We start from the raw sequence: 15,099 nt of genomic DNA on the forward strand, positions 1-15,099 counted from the left end.
CGTCTGAATCAGTGGTTACGGAGACATGACGTGCGGGATAGCGGGGGGCGGCCCGAAGGGGTTCCCGGTCGCGGAAGAGGCCCGGTCCGGTACGTGCCCGCCGTGGGGTGGCGTACCGGAGCGGGCACGGGTCACGGGCTCAGGCGGACCGGCGGCGCAGGACCGTGTACGCGGCGGTGGTGAGGAGCGCGGTCAGGGCGAGGACCATGGCGGTGGCGGCCAGGTGCAGCGGCCAGAAGCCGTGCAGGGAGCCGCGCAGCGGCCACCACAGCTCGCGCAGGTACAGCCGTACGGCGAGGGTGCCGGCGCAGGCGACGGCGAGGGCGGGGAGCGTACGGCGCAGGGTCAGGGCGGCGAGGGCTCCCGTGGCCAGCGCGCACAGTGTGAGCGCGGGCAGCAGCGGGCCGCGCGGGAGGAAGACGCGGTCCCAGGACCAGTGGGTGACCAGGACGTCCTGGTCGGCGGACCACACCTTGTTGTACGCCAGGGCGAGCAGGGCGGTGCCGGCGAGCAGGGGGAGCGCGGCCGTGGTCAGTTTCGCGGTCAGCCAGCGGACCGGGGTGGTGCCCTGGGTCCAGGCCAGCGTGGCCGTGCCGGACTCCAGTTCGCGGCCGATCAGGGCGGCGCCGGCCCAGGCGGCCACCGCGCAGGGGGCGTAGGAGAGGGCCTCGCCGAGGAGGTTCACGACGTTGCCGGTGTCGGTGAACGCGGTGTACACGCACCAGCCTCCGGACCGGCAGGACCGGTCCCGGGGCGCCGCCGAGAAGTGCACCCAGAGCAGTTCGCCGGCCGCGAGGAGCGCGAACGCGGTCCACACGAGCAGGGCCGGGCGGTGCAGCCGCAGCAGGGTGCGTCGGACGGCCGGGCGGGCGGTGGCGGGGACGGTGGTCATGCGGTGGTTCCTCCGGTGGTGGCCCTGCCGGCGGTGGTGTCCGTGGCCGGTCCGGTCAGCCGGCGCAGGGCCAGGAAGCAGCCGAGGACGAGCAGCCCGGCCACGGCGAGGACCAGCGCGCTGGTGGTGAGCTGGAGCGGCCAGTAGTGGGAGAGGGGGTGGTAGGTGTTCCAGTGCCCGACGAGACCGGTGTACGCGCTCCGGCACGCCTCGACGGAGTCGCAGCTGGGGACGGGCACGTGGGCGCCGGTGCGGGTGACCACGCCCTGGTCGACGGTGAGGCCGGAGCCCGGGAAACCCTGGTCCGTCGTGGAGACGCGGGTGACGGCGGGCCACAGGTGCGGCAGCGCGGTCTCGGCCAGGCCCCGGATGCCGGCGGCGACGGCCGTGCCGAGCAGGAGTGCGGGCAGGGTACGGCGGAGCAGCAGGCCGGCGAGGGTGCCGGCCGCGAGCCCGGCGAGGGCGAGGGCGACGGTGCTGGGGCCGTTGGCGTGGAAGGTCCAGCGGTCGGACCACGGCTTGGCGGTGTGGATGCGGCCCTGGCCCGCGCTCCAGGCGAGGCGGTGCAGCCAGAACAGCAGGGCGGTCCCGGCGGTGACGGCGGCCGCGGGCACGGCCAGCCGGGCCGCCAGCCAGCGCGCCGGTGAGGAACCCTGTGTCCAGGACAGCAGGGCCGTGCCGGACTCCAGTTCCCGGCCGGTGAGGGCGGCGCCGGCCCAGGCGGCCACCAGCAGGGGCAGCGCGTTCAGCGCGAGGGTGGCGTAGTCGTAGTAGTCCTTGTAGCGCAGGAGCGCGGCCTGGTCGTAGTCGCACCGCGTACCGTCGCAGGCGTTGTACTGCCGCCAGGCCTCGGCGGCGGCGTCGGCGAGCGGGCCGCGCAGGGCGAGCAGCAGGGCCGCCAGGACGAGCACCAGCCCGGTCCATCCGTACAGCGCGGGCCGGTGCAGGCGCAGCACCCAGCGGGCCAGGCGCGGGTTTGTGGCGGCCGGTGCCGGGGCGGTGCCGGTCAGGGCGGCGGTCATGCGGCACTCTCCTCGGTCAGGACCGGCGCGGCGGGGTTGCGCAGGTGGGCGAGGACCAGGTCCTCCAGCGAGGGGGCGGAGGTGCGCCAGTCGCCGGAGAGCGGTGCCGCCGGGCGGATCAGCGCGGTGAGCTGGCGGCCGGTGACCCGGGACTCCACCACGGTGTGCCCGTCGAGGGCGGTGGCGTCGGCGGCGCCGGTCACCCGCAGGTGGGCGGCGAGCAGGTCGTCGATCTCACCGGCCAGCCGGATCCGGCCGCCGCCGACCAGCAGCAGGTGGTCGCAGGAGTCCTCCAGTTCGGCGACGACGTGCGACGACATCACGATGGTGGTGCCGTACTGGGCGGCCTCCGCCATCAGCGTGCCCATCAGCTCGTGCCGGGCCAGCGGGTCCAGGTCGGCCATGGGCTCGTCGAGGAGCAGCAGGCGGGGCCGCTTGCCGAGGGCGAGGGCGAGCGCGACGCGGGTGCGCTGGCCGCCGGACAGGGTGCGGACGCGGGCCTTCGGGTCCAGGTCGCCGCCGGCGACGACGTGCTCGGCGACGGTCGCGTCCCAGTGTCCGGGGTTGAGGTCGGCGCCCATGCGCAGCGTCTCGGCGATGGTGAGCTGCGGGTAGAGCGGCTTGTCCTGGGCGACGAAGCCGACCTGGGGGCGGGCCGTCGCGGGTGTGGTGCCGAGGACGCTCACGGTGCCCTCGGTGGGGACGGTGAGGCCGGCGGCCAGGGCCAGCAGGGTGGACTTGCCGGCGCCGTTGGGGCCGACGACCGCGCACACGCGCCCGGTGGGCAGCCGGAACGAGCAGTCCCGCAGGGCCCAGGCCCCGCGGCGGCCGAACCGTTTCCCGAGAGCCTCGGCCCTCAACGCCGTGTCGCTGCTCATGACGGTTCTCCCTGGAAGTGCTTGTCGAGTACGGCTGTGAAGAGTGCGGCCACGTCGTCCCGCTCCAGTCCGGCGGCGCGGGCGTTCCGCGCCCACTGCTCCAGTTCGGTGCGCAGCGGGGAGTCGGCGGGGGTGGTGCCGAGGGTCCGGCGTACGAAGGTGCCGAGTCCGCGCCGCGCCTCGACCAGGCCTTCGCGTTCCAGCTCGCGGTAGGCCTTCAGGACGGTGTTGGGGTTGATGGCCGTGGCCTCCACCACCTCGCGTGCCGTGGGCAGCCGGTCTCCTGGTTGCAGCAGGCCCATGCGGAGGGCCTGTTTGGTCTGCTGGACGATCTGTACGTAGGTGGCCACGCCGCTGTGCCGGTCGATGCGGTATTCGACCATCCCTGCACCACCCTTTCACTAATCAAGTAGTGAAATGGTGGTGCAGGGATGTGCGAAAGTCAACCTCGATCCGCCGGGCCCCGGCTCCGGGTGCGGCCGGGGGCCCTCAGGTGCGCGCGCGGCCGGCGGGGCTCACGTCTCCGTGCGGTACATCAGGTCCGTCTCGTGGACCTGGAAGCCCAGGCGTTCGTAGACCGACACCGCCGCCTTGTTGTCGGCGTCGACGTAGAGCATCACGGCCGGCAGCTGCTGGGCGGCCAGGTGGCGCAGGCCGATCGTGGTGAGGGCCTTGCCGAGGCCGCCGCCCTGCGCGCCGGGGCGCACGCCGACGACGTACACCTCGCCCAGCCCCTCCTCGGCGTGCGTCTTGGTCCAGTGGAAGCCGACCAGCTCCCCGTCCCGTTCGGCGAGGAAGAACCCGGCCGGGTCGAACCACGGCTCGGCCTTGCGGGCGTCCAGGTCCCGCTGGGTCAGCGAGCCCTGCTCCGGGTGGTGGGCGAAGGCGGCGGCGTTCACCGCGAGCCAGGCCGCGTCGTCCTTGCCGGGCACGAAGGCGCGTACGGTCACGCCCTCCGGCAGCGTCGGGGCGGGCAGCTCCAGGTCGGTCAACGACCGCCGCATCTGGCGCAGTTCGCGGAACAGGGTCAGTCCGAGGACCTGGGCGAGGTGCCGGGCGGCCGGATGCCCGCCGTGCGCCCACACCCGCAGTCGCTTGCCGGAGGCGGCGAGCAGGGCCGAGCCGAGCGCCCGGCCGTGCCCGTGTCCGCGGTGCGCCGGGTGCACGACGAGTTCGGCTGCCGGCGCCTCCACCGGGTCGGTGTCCTCGAGCTGGGCGTAGCCGGCGGTTTCCCCGTCGACGGTCAGCAGCAGATGGGAGACGCCCGGGCGGGCACCTCCGCGCAGCTGGAGCCGGCCCTGCTCGGACACCGGCTGCTGGCCGTCCACCCGGGCGGCCTCGCCGAGCAGGTGCAGCACGGCCTGGGCCCGGTCCGGGGTGAGCGCGGAGTGGGTCTCGATGGAGCGGGCGGGAAAGGCCCGTACGGTGTCGTCGCTGCTCATGCGTATGAGGGTACGGGGCGGGCGGCGGGAAGTGCCGAAACCAGGATGTAACCCTGAACCCCCTGTCGCGCTACGCGCGTTGACCCTAGGCTGCGCCGAGCCAGCACAGCCGACCCACAGGGGGGTCCCCATGCCAGCCGCGCCCCGGCGCACCGGACGTCGCACGTACGGTCTTCTCGCCACCGCCGCAGGTCTCGCCACGATGGCCGCGCTCACCGCCGCACTCCCGGCGGACGCGCACGAGAGCGGGAGCCGTCACGGCCGCTACCAGGACGTGCAGCTGCTGTCCTTCAACGACCTGCACGGCAACCTGGAGCCGCCGGCCGGTTCCTCCGGCCGGGTCACCGAACTCCAGCCGGACGGTACGACGAGGACGGTCGACGCGGGCGGTGTCGAGTACCTCGCCACCCATCTCCGCCAGGCCCGCGAGGGCCACCCGTACTCGATCACCGCGGCCGGCGGTGACATGGTCGGCGCCTCCCCGCTGCTGTCGGGCCTGTTCCACGACGAGCCGACCATCGAGGCGCTGGACAAGCTGGACCTGGACGTCACCTCGGTCGGCAACCACGAGTTCGACGAGGGTGCCCGGGAGCTGGCCCGCCTCCAGAACGGCGGCTGCCACCCGACGGACGGCTGCTACACCGGCAAGAGGTTCCGGGGCGCGGACTTCCCGTACCTGGCCGCGAACGTCCTGGACGACAGGACCGGCAAGCCGATCATGAAGCCGTACTGGATCTGGAAGAAGAAGGACGTCCGCATCGGCTTCATCGGCGTCACCCTGGAGGGCACCCCGGGCATCGTCTCGGCGGACGGCGTCAAGGGACTGACCTTCAAGGACGAGGCCGAGACCATCAACAAGTACGCCAAGGTGCTCCAGCGCCAGGGCGTGCGGTCGATCGTGGCCCTCATCCACGAGGGCGGCTACCCGGCCTCCGGCAGCTACAACTACGACTGCGACTCCCCGGGCGCCGGCGCCGGCCTGTCCGGCCCGATCGTGGACATCGCCAGGAGCGTCACCCCGGCGGTGGACGCCCTGGTCACGGGCCACACCCACCAGGCGTACGTCTGCACGGTCCCCGACCCGTCCGGCCGGCCCCGCATGGTGACCTCCGCCGCCTCCTTCGGCCGGCTCTACACGGACACCACCCTGACCTACGACCGCCGCACCGGCGACATCGCGCGTACGGCGGTGAAGTCGGCGAACCACGTGGTCACCCGGGACGTCCCCAGGGCGCCGGACATGACCGACCTGATCTCCCGCTGGAACACCCTGGCGGCCCCCATCGGCAACCGCCCCATCGGTTACGTCTCCGCCGACATCGACAGCACCGGCACCGAGTCCCCGATGGGCGACCTGATCGCCGACGCGCAGCTCGCCCACGGCCGCGCACTCGACCCGAGGACCAGCCTGGCCCTGATGAACCCCGGCGGGGTGCGGGCCGGCCTGACCTACGCGGCCAAGGGCGCCGAGGGCGACGGTGTGGTCACCTACGCCGAGGGCTTCACGGTCCAGCCGTTCGCCAACACCGTCAACCTCCAGGACTTCACCGGCGCCCAGCTGATCCAGGTGCTGAAGGAGCAGGTGAGCGGCGTCAACGAGGCGGCCCCGAAGATCCTCCAGCCGTCTGCGGGGCTGACGTACACGCTGGACCTGACGAAGTCGGGCGCGGACCGCGTGGTGACGGACTCGATCCGGCTGAACGGCACGCCGGTCGACCCGGCGGCCACCTACCGCGTCGCCACCAACAGCTTCCTCGCGGGCGGCGGCGACGGCTTCCCGACCCTGGGCCGGGGCACGGGCGACCTGGTGGGCGGCGACGACCTGACCGCCCTGGCGGACTACCTGACGGCGCACTCGTCGGCCACCGGCCCGATCGCTCCGCCGAAGGCCGACCGGATCACCGTCGTGCGGTGAGACCCGGGCAGAACCCCTGGTGGCTCCGCACCCGCGACGGCGGGTGCGGAGCCATTCGGTGTTTCCGCGGCCGGGACTCAGGACGCGGTGGGCGTCCAGTCGCCGAGCCAGTCGGCGACCTCCTGGGCCGCCGCCCCGGCGTCGCTGAGCTGGGGGCGGTCGGTGCTCGCCGCGCCCGCGCCGGGACCGGTGTTGTGGTACTCGGCGAAGCGGTCGTCCTTCCAGGAGAAGCCGCTCATGTCGGTCCACGGCGCGGTCCTGACGGCTGCGCTCAGGCTGGTGTTGCGGACGGTCGTCTGCGGGTCGAGGGTGGCGTCGCCGCCGGCGTGCCAGGGCCGCCCCAGGTAGAAGGTGCGGTCGGCGACGTCGCCGGTCACGGCCGAGTTGGTGATCAGGATGCCCTTGCGGCCGGCCGCGGTGCTGGGGGCGGTGACGTAGCCGGCGGACGTGCCGTTCCAGCGCTTCTTCAGGGTGATGACCGACTTGTCGAGTACGGCCGTGGCCCGTCCGAAGACGAAGTCGACGTTGCCGGTGACGATGGAGTCGGTCAGGTAGACCCGGCCGAGCCTGTCCTTGGCGGCGGTGTCGAGGAGGAGAGTGTCCTGGTCCCCGCTGACGATGACGCCGTCCAGGAACACCTTGTCGGCCGCGGTGCGCAGGGCGACCGCCTGCTGGGCGATGTCCTGGTGGGCGCGCTCGTCGAAGTCGTTGGTGATGCTGAGGTTGCGAGCCTGGAAGTCGTCGGCCTCGACGGCGACGGTGGCGCTGCCGCCGGTGCCGTAGGTGCCCGACCCGTCGGGTTTCTTCGTGCCGGAGGCGTTGCCGTAGACGATGACGGTGTCCTTGCGGCCGGCGCCGGTGCCCCGGAGGGTGACGTGCGGCTTTTTCGCCGGGATCCGGACGGTCTCCCGGTAGGTGCCCGGCTTGACGGCGATGACGACCCGGGAGGGGTTGTTCGCGGGTACGGCGTTCACGGCGGCCTGCACGGTCGTGTACTGGCCCGAGCCGTCCTTGGCGACGGTGAGGGTGGTGGCGGCCTTGGCCGTGGTGGCGGCCGTCGTACCCAGCGAAGCGCGCGGACCGGCACCCGACTTCACGACGGACGGTACGTCGGCGGCCTTGTCGAGGGTGTAGCCGTAGTAGCTCCTCGGGTTCCAGGCGGCGCCGGTGCCTCCGCTCTCGTTGCGGCCGGTGGTGCCGGAGAAGACGTTGCCGCGCTGGACGAGAGTGGCGGTGGCGTCCCTGGTCACCGGGTTGGCGATGCCCTGGAAGTAGCTGTTCTCCAGCAGCATGTTCGTCCTGCCGCGGGCGTAGTTGCCGTACGAGGAGGTGATCGCCGTGCCCGGGTCGTCCTCCAGGTAGTTGTTGTACAGGTGCGCGTGGGCGACGTTGTCCGTGGACGGGTTGCGCTGCTCGGTCTCGCGGATCCAGTTGTGGTGGATCGTGATGTCGGCGGTGGTGTTCTCGGTCCAGCCGATGCCGAACGCCTTGTTCTCCTGGCCGAGCCGGTTGAAGGACACGGTGAGGTACGTGGTGTCCTTGCGGCTGTCGATGAGTCCGTCGGCCATGTGCCGGATGTCGTTGTGGTCGATCCAGACGTGGTGGGCGCCGTCCATCTGGATGCCGTCGTAGTCGTGCTCCTTGTCGTTCCAGACGCCCTGGTACGCGTCCCGGATGGTGAGGTTCCGGATGATCACGTTGTGGACGCCCTGGCCGAGGAAGAAGCCGCCGCCGACGATCTGTCCCGAGGTGCCGGAACCGATGATCGTCTTGTCGGACGCGACCTTGATCTCCTTGCCGGCCGGGTCCATCGTGATCGCCGCGGCGACGACGATGACGTACGGCTTGTCGGCCGTGGCGTACTTCTCCAGGTCGGCGAGGGTCTTGACGGTGACGATCGGGCCGCCCCGGCCGCCGTACGTGCCGTTCTGCCCCAGGGCGTCCACCGAGGCGAAGCCGTCCGCGGTGGCGGTGGTCCAGGCCGGCGCGGACGCGGCGGCGGCGGAGGCCCGTGACTGGGCACCGGGCCCGAGCAAGCCGTAGCCGAGGGCGCCGCCGGCGGCCAGCGCGAGCGGCAGCCCGAACGCGAGCGCCGTACGGCCTCTGCGGTGCCGGGCGCGAGGGGGGTGGGGGACGCGGGGACTCATGGGCGGCTCCAGTCGGTGATCCGGGCGGATGCTGCTGTGGAGTCGCCGCGGGCCGGGGGAAGGTTGCCGTGCGGGAGGCGAGCGGTCCGGCACCGGGTGGGGCCGGTCAGCCCGCAGGTGTCTCCGGCGGCGGGGTCGGCGCCCCCGGCAGCCGTACGGTCACCACCGTGCCGCCGCCCTCCGCGCCGGCCAGGGTGACCTCGCCGCCCGCCTGCCGGACCGTACGGGCGACGATCGACAGGCCGAGGCCCGAGCCGGGCAGGGCGCGGGCGCTGGGGGAGCGCCAGAAACGGTCGAAGACGTAGGGGAGCTCGTCCTCGGGGATGCCGGGACCGTGGTCGCGGACCGTCAGCACGCCCCCGCTCAGCCGCACGTCGACCGTGCCGCCCCCGGGGCTGAACTTCACCGCGTTGTCGAGGATGTTGACGATCGCCCGCTCCAGCGCGGAGGGTTCCGCCCGGACGAACCAGGGCTCCAGGTCAGCGGTGATCTTCAGTTCCGGGCCGCGCAGCCGTGCCCGGCGCAGGGCCGCCTCGACCGCGTCCTGGAACGCGGTGACCTGGACCCGCTCACCGCGCTGGTTCTCCGTGCGGGACAGCTCCTGGAGGTCGCCGATGAGGGCGGCCAGTTCGGTCATCTGCGCCTTCACCGAGGCGAGCAGCGCCTTGCGGTCCGCCGGCGGGATCGGACGGCCGGTCTCCTCGCTGCGGCTGAGGAGTTCGATGTTCGTCCGCAACGACGTCAGCGGCGTGCGCAGTTCGTGGCCGGCGTCCGCGATCAGCTGCTGCTGGAGGTCGCGGGAGCTGGCCAGGGAGGCGGTCATCGAGTTGAACGACCGGGAGAGCCGGGCCACCTCGTCCTCGCTGTCGTCCTGGACGGGGATGCGGATCGTCAGATCCTCGGTGCGGGCGACGTGTTCCACGGCCTCGGTGAGCTTGTCGACCGGACGCAGCCCGGCCCGGGCGACCGCGAGGCCTGCGGCTCCGGCGCCGACGACACCGATCGCGGACACCAGGAGCAGGACCAGGGCCAGGTCGTCGAGGGTCTTCTCGGTGCTCTTGAGCGGCAGGGCGACGAGCACGCCGATGTTGGGTCCGCGCCCGCCGCTGACGGTGGAGGTGGGGCCGAACGGCTGGGTGAGCACGCGCAGCTCGTTGCCCTCGCTGTCGGTCCCGTTGCGGAAGTAGATGACGCGGGGCTTCAGGTCCGCGATCTCGGACTTGTCGCCCTGGGTGACCCTGATCCTGCCCGAGGCGCCGCCGAACAGGCAGACCCGGCCGTCCTCGGTGACCACCTGGGAGTACCGGTCCCGGAACAGGCCGTCGCTCGGCGGGGTGTCGGTGCAGCGGGCGAGGGTGTCCTGGAGCTGGTCGGTCTGCGTCGTGCCCCGCAGCGACTTCTTCAGGTCCTCGTCCAACTGGTCGTACAGCTTGCCCTGCACGATGAACCAGCACGTCACCGAGACCGCCGCCACCGCGAACGCCACCGCCGCCGCGACCAGCATCGCCAGCCTGGCCCGCATCGGCAGCGCCCGGTACCGGCGCGCCAGCTGGTTCACTCGGCGCCGCCCTGGCGCAGGACGTACCCCACCCCGCGCACGGTGTGCACGAGGCGCGGCTCGCCGCCGGCCTCGGTCTTGCGGCGCAGGTACATGACGTAGACGTCGAGGGAGTTGGACGACGGCTCGAAGTCGAAGCCCCAGACGGCCTTGAGGATCTGCTCGCGGGTGAGGACCTGGCGCGGATGGGCCATGAACATCTCCAGGAGCGTGAACTCGGTGCGGGTCAGTTCCACCTGCCGACTGCCGCGCGTCACCTCCCGGGTCGACAGGTCCATGCGCAGGTCGGCGAAGGTGAGGGCGTCGTCCTGCTGGGCCTCGGCGGACACGGTGACCGCGTAGGAGCTGCGGCGCAGCAGGGCGCGGATGCGGGCGAAGAGTTCGTCCAGCTCGAAGGGCTTGACCAGGTAGTCGTCCGCGCCCGCGTCCAGGCCGGTGACCCGGTCGCCGACCGTGTCGCGGGCCGTGAGCATCAGGATGGGGGTGGTGTCACCGGTGCCGCGGATGCGGCGGGCGGCGGTCAGGCCGTCCATGCGCGGCATCTGGATGTCGAGGACGACCAGGTCCGGCCGGTAGGCGGTGGCCTTGTCCAGGGCGTCCGCGCCGTCGACGGCGACCTCGGTGTCGTACCCCTCGAAGGCGAGGCTGCGCTGGAGTGCCTCGCGTACGGCCGGTTCGTCGTCGACGATCAGGATGCGCTGGGGGTCACGGTCGCCTTCGGCGGGGCTCATCGCTCGCGGTTCCTCGGGGTGTGGTGGGTGGCCCGGTCGGGGGCTTCCAGCCTCGCACGGACACGGGCCGGACAGCGGGCAGGACGGGCCTCAGACGCCGAGCGCGCTGAGGCTGCGCATCGTGTTGAGCCGGTTCAGCGGCACCTTGCGCCGGTGCGGCCGGGCGGCGGAGGTGCGCAGGCCCATCAGCTCGGGGACCGGGGCGGGGACGAACTCGGGGGCGCGGGCGGACCGGGTGGGTGCGTGCAGCTCGTGCGCGACCGAGAGGGCGACGGTCAGGTCGGCCGGGCCGCGGCCCGCTTCCTGGTGCGAAACCTGCTGGATCATGACGTGCTCCTTGCTGGCTGGACGGACGCCGGCCGGACGCGTGCCGGCCGGGCGGGCGTCAGTTCTGTGCACCCGACCGCAGCTCGGCCAGGTCGGACTTGACGGTGTCGACGGGGATGGCGAAGCCGAGGCCGACGCTGCCCGCGTCCGAGGACGAGGACGACTGCGCGCTCGACGCGTACATCGCGGAGTTGATGCCGATGATGTGACCGCTCGCGTCGATCAGCGCACCACCGGAGTTGCCGGGATTCAGGGACGCGTCGGTCTGGATGGCCTTGTACGTGGTGGTGGACGAGCCGGTGTCGCCGTTGAACTCCCGGCCGCCGAACTGGAACGGCCACTGTCCGTCGCCGCCCTGGCCCTGGTTCTGGCTCTCCTCGGTGGGTACGGTGACGTCCCGGTTCAGGGCGGAGACGATGCCGCTGGTGACGGTGCCGGTCAGGCCCTCGGGGGAGCCGATCGCGACGACCGTGTCACCGACCTTGACGTCGCCGGAGTCGCCGAGCGCGGCCGTCCTCAGGCCCGAGGCGCCCCGGAGCTTGAGCAGGGCGAGGTCCTTGGAGCTGTCGGTGCCGACGACCCGGGCGGTGTAGCTCCTGCCGTCGCTGGTGCGCACCTTGACCGAGGTGGCGCCGGAGACGACGTGGTTGTTGGTGACGATCTCGCCGCCGGAGGTGATGACCACACCGGAGCCGGTGGAGGTGCCGTTGTTCAGCGTCGCGTTGATCTCGACCACGCTGGGGCTGACCGCGGCGGCGATCGCGGCGACGTCGCCCTTCTTGGCGGCCGGCACCACGGTGGTGCTGCTGCCGGCGCCGGCGACGGTGTCGGTGCCGGCCAGTTCCTCGAAGGCGTACGCGGTGCCGCCGCCGACGGCCGCCGCGACGATCGCGACCGCCGCGAGCAGGGCCACCGGCCTGCGGGGGCGCTTCTTGTGCGGCGCCGGCTCCGGGGCGGCGGTCGCCGTCATCGGCTCGTACGGCGGCGGGGGCGGCCACTCGGGGTTCACGGGAGCGGAGTAGTTGTGCTGCAGGGGGTACGCGCCCTGGGCGTTGTCGTACCCGTACTCGCCGCTGTGGCGGATGCTCTCGGTCATGCCAAGAAGAGTCCCCCGCGACCATGAGAGCTTCCTGAGTGCACCCTGAGAAGCCCGGCAGAACCTCGCTCGCCCGATATGAAGGCCCGCTGTCGCGCCGGCGGGCCGCTGTCAGGACGCGGCGGGGCCGGTCAGCCCAGGCAGCCGCAGGAGGTCCGCACCACGAGCCGGGACGGGAACGTCTTCAGCCGCTCGCGCCGCGACCCGGCCACGCGCAGCCCGTCGTCCAGCACCAGGTCGACCGCCGCCCGGGCCATCGCCGAGCGGTCGGAGGCGACCGTGGTCAGCGGCGGGTCGGCGAGCGCGGCCTCCTTGATGTCGTCGAAACCGGCCACCGCGAGCTGCCCGGGCACGTCGATGCGCAGCTCGCGCGCGGCCCGCAGCAGGCCGATCGCCTGGTCGTCGGTGGAGCAGAACACCGCGGGCGGCCGGTGCGGGCCGGCGAGCAGCTCCAGGGCGACGAGGTAGGCGTCGTAGCGGTTGTACGGCGCCTCGAACAGCCGGCCCTCGGTGGGCAGGCCCGCCTCGGCCATGGCCCGCCGCCAGCCCTCGACGTGGTCGGACACGGGGTCGCCGACGGCCGGTGTCTGCGCCGTGCCACCCATGCAGGCGACGTATTCGTAGCCGTGTTCCAGCAGGTGGCGCACGGCGAGCTGGGCGCCGCCGAGGTCGTCCGTCACCACGGCGACGTCGTCGATGGCCTCCGGGCGTTCGTGCATCAGCACCACCCGGGCGTCCCAGGCGTCGATCTCGGCGGCGGCGCTGTCGTTCAGCGCGTGGGAGACGAGGATGAGCCCGGAGACGCGCATGCCGAGGAAGGCGCGCAGGTAGTGCACCTCGCGTTCGCCGATGTAGTCGGTGTTGCCGACCAGGACCATTTTCCCGCGCTCGGAGGCGGCCTGCTCGACCGCGTGCGCCATCTCGCCGAAGAAGGGCTGGCGGGCGTCAGGGATGATCAGCCCTATGAGGTCCGTGCGGCGGGACGCCATCGCCTGGGCGACCCGGTCGGGCCGGTACCCCAGCTCCTTGATCGCGGCGAGGACACGCTCGCGCGTGGCCGGGGCGACCGGCCGGGGTCCGTTGTTGATGACATAACTGACGACGGCGGTGGAGGTCCCCGCCAGCCGTGCCACATCATCCCGAGTCACCTTGGCCACGCGCGGAGTCTACGCGGATTGACCCGCCCTGGGCAGGGCGTTTCACATCCCGGCCGGCCGGGCCCGGCAGCCTGCCCGGACCCTGCCGCGCGGGTCACGCCTCGGCGTGGACCTCGACGCCGTCCAGGACGGCGGTCGGCGCGTCCTCCGTCCTGGCCCGGCCCGTCCTGGCCTGTGCCCCGTCGGCGGGTCGTTCGGGCTTGTCGGCGGACCGTTCGGGCTTCTCGGGCGTGACGAAGCGGTAGCCGACGTTGCGTACGGTCCCGATCAGCGACTCGTGTTCCGGGCCGAGCTTGGCCCGCAGCCGTCGTACGTGCACGTCGACCGTCCGGGTGCCGCCGAAGTAGTCGTAGCCCCAGACCTCCTGGAGCAGCTGGGCACGGGTGAAGACCCGGCCCGGGTGCTGGGCGAGGTACTTGAGCAGCTCGAACTCCTTGAAGGTCAGGTCGAGGACCCGGCCCTTGAGCTTCGCGGAGTAGGTCGCCTCGTCCACCGAGAGGTCACCGTTGCGGATCTCCATCGGGGAGTCGTCGTTGACGATCTGCTGCCGGCCCATGGCCAGCCGCAGCCGGGCCTCGACCTCCGCGGGACCGGCGGTGTCGAGGAGCACGTCGTCGATGCCCCAGTCGGCGGTGACGGCGGCGAGGCCGCCCTCGGTGACCACGAGGATCAGCGGACAGCCGGGTCCGGTGGAGCGCAGCAGCTGGCACAGGCTGCGCACCTGGGGGAGGTCGCGGCGGCCGTCGACCAGGATCACATCGGCGCCCGGGGTGTCGACCAGTGCGGGGCCCTCCGCCGGGGCGACCCGCACGTTGTGCAGGAGCAGGCCGAGGGCGGGAAGCACCTCCGTCGACGGCTGGAGGGCGTTGGTCAGGAGCAGCAGAGAACTCATACGTCTGGTTCCTCCTCGGTCCCTGCGAGGACGTGTGCGGTGCGGCACTGCTCTGCGATCCCGAAGGCCCCGTACACCGGCGGTCACCCTGGGGTTCCCCGCTTCGTATACAACGCTTCCGAAAGCACGAAAGGACCCGGGGGCTACGCTGCCCGAGTCCTCTGCCCAGCAGAATAGCCCACATGAGCATCCGTCCGGCAGGTCATGTGGCAGGTTCCACCATTCGTCCGAATGCCGAGACAGGCAGACGGGGCCCTATCCGGACGTTCCTGCGCACGGCCGACGGCATTCTGGTCGAGGCCGTATACGATCCCGGCGCCGCCGTGCCCTCGGCGGTCCCGGACGCCTCCCGTGCACCCGCCCGTGACCTGGTGTTCGTGGTCGCCCACGGGTTCACCGGGGACGTGGACCGGCCGCACGTGCGCCGGGTGGCAGGCGTCCTGCGCGCTCACGGCGCGGTCGTCACGTTCTCCTTCCGCGGCCACGGACGTTCCGGCGGCCGGTCCACGGTAGGTGACAAGGAGGTGCTGGACCTCGCCGCAGTCGTGGAGTGGGCCCGCGGCCTCGGGCACGCGCGCGTGGTGACCGTCGGCTTCTCCATGGGCGGCTCGGTCGTCCTGCGGCACGCGGCGCTGCACCCGGGCACGGCCGACGCGGTGGTCTCGGTGAGTTCTCCGGCCCGCTGGTACTACCGGGGCACGGCCCCCATGCGCCGCCTGCACTGGCTGGTCACCCGCCCCGCGGGCCGCCTGGTCGGCCGCTACGGCCTGCGCACGCGCATCCATCACCGGGACTGGAACCCGGTACCGCTCTCCCCGGTGCAGGCGGTCCCGCGGATCGCCCCGACCCCGCTGCTGGTCGTGCACGGCGACCGGGACGGCTACTTTCCCCTGGACCATCCCCGGATGCTCGCCGAGGCGGCCGGTGACCACGCGGAACTCTGGGTGGAGGCGGGCATGGGCCACGCGGAGAACGCGGCGGACGACGCCCTGCTGGCCCGGATCGGGGACTGGGCGGTGTCGGCGGCGGGCTAGCCTGACCC

The 15,099-nt window shown here is 72.7% G+C and carries 14 protein-coding genes; 2 read left to right on the forward strand and 12 right to left on the reverse strand.

Features of this window, described 5'->3' with window-relative positions:
- Nucleotides 1–139: 139 nt before the first annotated feature.
- The 5 genes from ACF1BE_RS26980 to mshD all read right to left on the reverse strand — a co-directional run bounded on the left by ACF1BE_RS26980 (nt 140) and on the right by mshD (nt 4,234).
- Entirely contained in the window at nt 140–892 is a 753-nt protein-coding gene (locus ACF1BE_RS26980) for a hypothetical protein (protein ID WP_392201604.1), read from the reverse strand.
- On the reverse strand, nt 889–1,914 hold the full coding sequence (locus ACF1BE_RS26985) for an ABC transporter permease (protein WP_392201605.1): 1,026 nt from the start codon (nt 1,912–1,914) through the stop codon (nt 889–891). The genes ACF1BE_RS26980 and ACF1BE_RS26985 overlap by 4 nt, the downstream gene beginning before the upstream one ends.
- On the reverse strand, nt 1,911–2,792 hold the full coding sequence (locus ACF1BE_RS26990; RefSeq protein WP_392201606.1) for an ABC transporter ATP-binding protein: 882 nt from the start codon (nt 2,790–2,792) through the stop codon (nt 1,911–1,913). Before ACF1BE_RS26990 ends, ACF1BE_RS26985 begins: the two co-directional genes overlap by 4 nt.
- The gene (locus ACF1BE_RS26995) at nt 2,789–3,175 is read right to left on the reverse strand and encodes a GntR family transcriptional regulator (protein WP_392201607.1); all 387 of its coding nucleotides are present in this window, start codon (nt 3,173–3,175) and stop codon (nt 2,789–2,791) included. The genes ACF1BE_RS26990 and ACF1BE_RS26995 overlap by 4 nt, the downstream gene beginning before the upstream one ends.
- Before the next feature lie 132 nt (nt 3,176–3,307).
- Nucleotides 3,308–4,234 (reverse strand): mycothiol synthase, encoded by a 927-nt coding sequence (mshD, locus tag ACF1BE_RS27000; RefSeq protein WP_392201608.1) that lies wholly within the window; start codon nt 4,232–4,234, stop codon nt 3,308–3,310.
- Nucleotides 4,235–4,364: 130 nt separating this feature from the next.
- On the opposite strand from mshD, the gene ACF1BE_RS27005 reads away from it, so the two are divergent.
- Nucleotides 4,365–6,149 (forward strand): bifunctional metallophosphatase/5'-nucleotidase, encoded by a 1,785-nt coding sequence (locus tag ACF1BE_RS27005; protein ID WP_392201609.1) that lies wholly within the window; start codon nt 4,365–4,367, stop codon nt 6,147–6,149.
- A 77-nt stretch (nt 6,150–6,226) separates the two neighbouring features.
- Here the strand turns inward: ACF1BE_RS27005 and ACF1BE_RS27010 are convergent, their stop codons facing one another.
- From ACF1BE_RS27010 to ACF1BE_RS27040, 7 genes are all read right to left on the reverse strand, one after another.
- Nucleotides 6,227–8,296, reverse strand: a complete 2,070-nt coding sequence (locus ACF1BE_RS27010) for a pectinesterase family protein (protein WP_392201610.1) — start codon at nt 8,294–8,296, stop codon at nt 6,227–6,229.
- 106 nt (nt 8,297–8,402) lie between these two features.
- The gene (locus ACF1BE_RS27015; protein ID WP_392201611.1) at nt 8,403–9,854 is read right to left on the reverse strand and encodes an ATP-binding protein; all 1,452 of its coding nucleotides are present in this window, start codon (nt 9,852–9,854) and stop codon (nt 8,403–8,405) included.
- Nucleotides 9,851–10,585 (reverse strand): response regulator transcription factor, encoded by a 735-nt coding sequence (locus ACF1BE_RS27020; RefSeq protein WP_392201612.1) that lies wholly within the window; start codon nt 10,583–10,585, stop codon nt 9,851–9,853. Before ACF1BE_RS27020 ends, ACF1BE_RS27015 begins: the two co-directional genes overlap by 4 nt.
- A gap of 90 nt (nt 10,586–10,675) precedes the next feature.
- The gene (locus ACF1BE_RS27025) at nt 10,676–10,912 is read right to left on the reverse strand and encodes a hypothetical protein (protein ID WP_392201613.1); all 237 of its coding nucleotides are present in this window, start codon (nt 10,910–10,912) and stop codon (nt 10,676–10,678) included.
- A gap of 58 nt (nt 10,913–10,970) precedes the next feature.
- Nucleotides 10,971–12,008: a S1C family serine protease gene (locus ACF1BE_RS27030; protein WP_392201614.1), complete on the reverse strand. Its 1,038-nt coding sequence runs from the start codon at nt 12,006–12,008 to the stop codon at nt 10,971–10,973.
- A 131-nt stretch (nt 12,009–12,139) separates the two neighbouring features.
- Nucleotides 12,140–13,165 (reverse strand): LacI family DNA-binding transcriptional regulator, encoded by a 1,026-nt coding sequence (locus ACF1BE_RS27035; RefSeq protein WP_392201615.1) that lies wholly within the window; start codon nt 13,163–13,165, stop codon nt 12,140–12,142.
- Between the two features lie 94 nt (nt 13,166–13,259).
- The gene (locus ACF1BE_RS27040) at nt 13,260–14,057 is read right to left on the reverse strand and encodes a response regulator transcription factor (protein WP_392201616.1); all 798 of its coding nucleotides are present in this window, start codon (nt 14,055–14,057) and stop codon (nt 13,260–13,262) included.
- A 182-nt stretch (nt 14,058–14,239) separates the two neighbouring features.
- Between ACF1BE_RS27040 and ACF1BE_RS27045 the strand changes: the two genes are divergently transcribed.
- Nucleotides 14,240–15,091, forward strand: a complete 852-nt coding sequence (locus ACF1BE_RS27045; RefSeq protein WP_392201617.1) for an alpha/beta hydrolase family protein — start codon at nt 14,240–14,242, stop codon at nt 15,089–15,091.
- The last annotated feature ends 8 nt before the right edge of the window (nt 15,092–15,099 follow it).

The organism is Streptomyces sp. NPDC014991 (assembly GCF_043080665.1).
Lineage (GTDB): Bacteria > Actinomycetota > Actinomycetes > Streptomycetales > Streptomycetaceae > Streptomyces.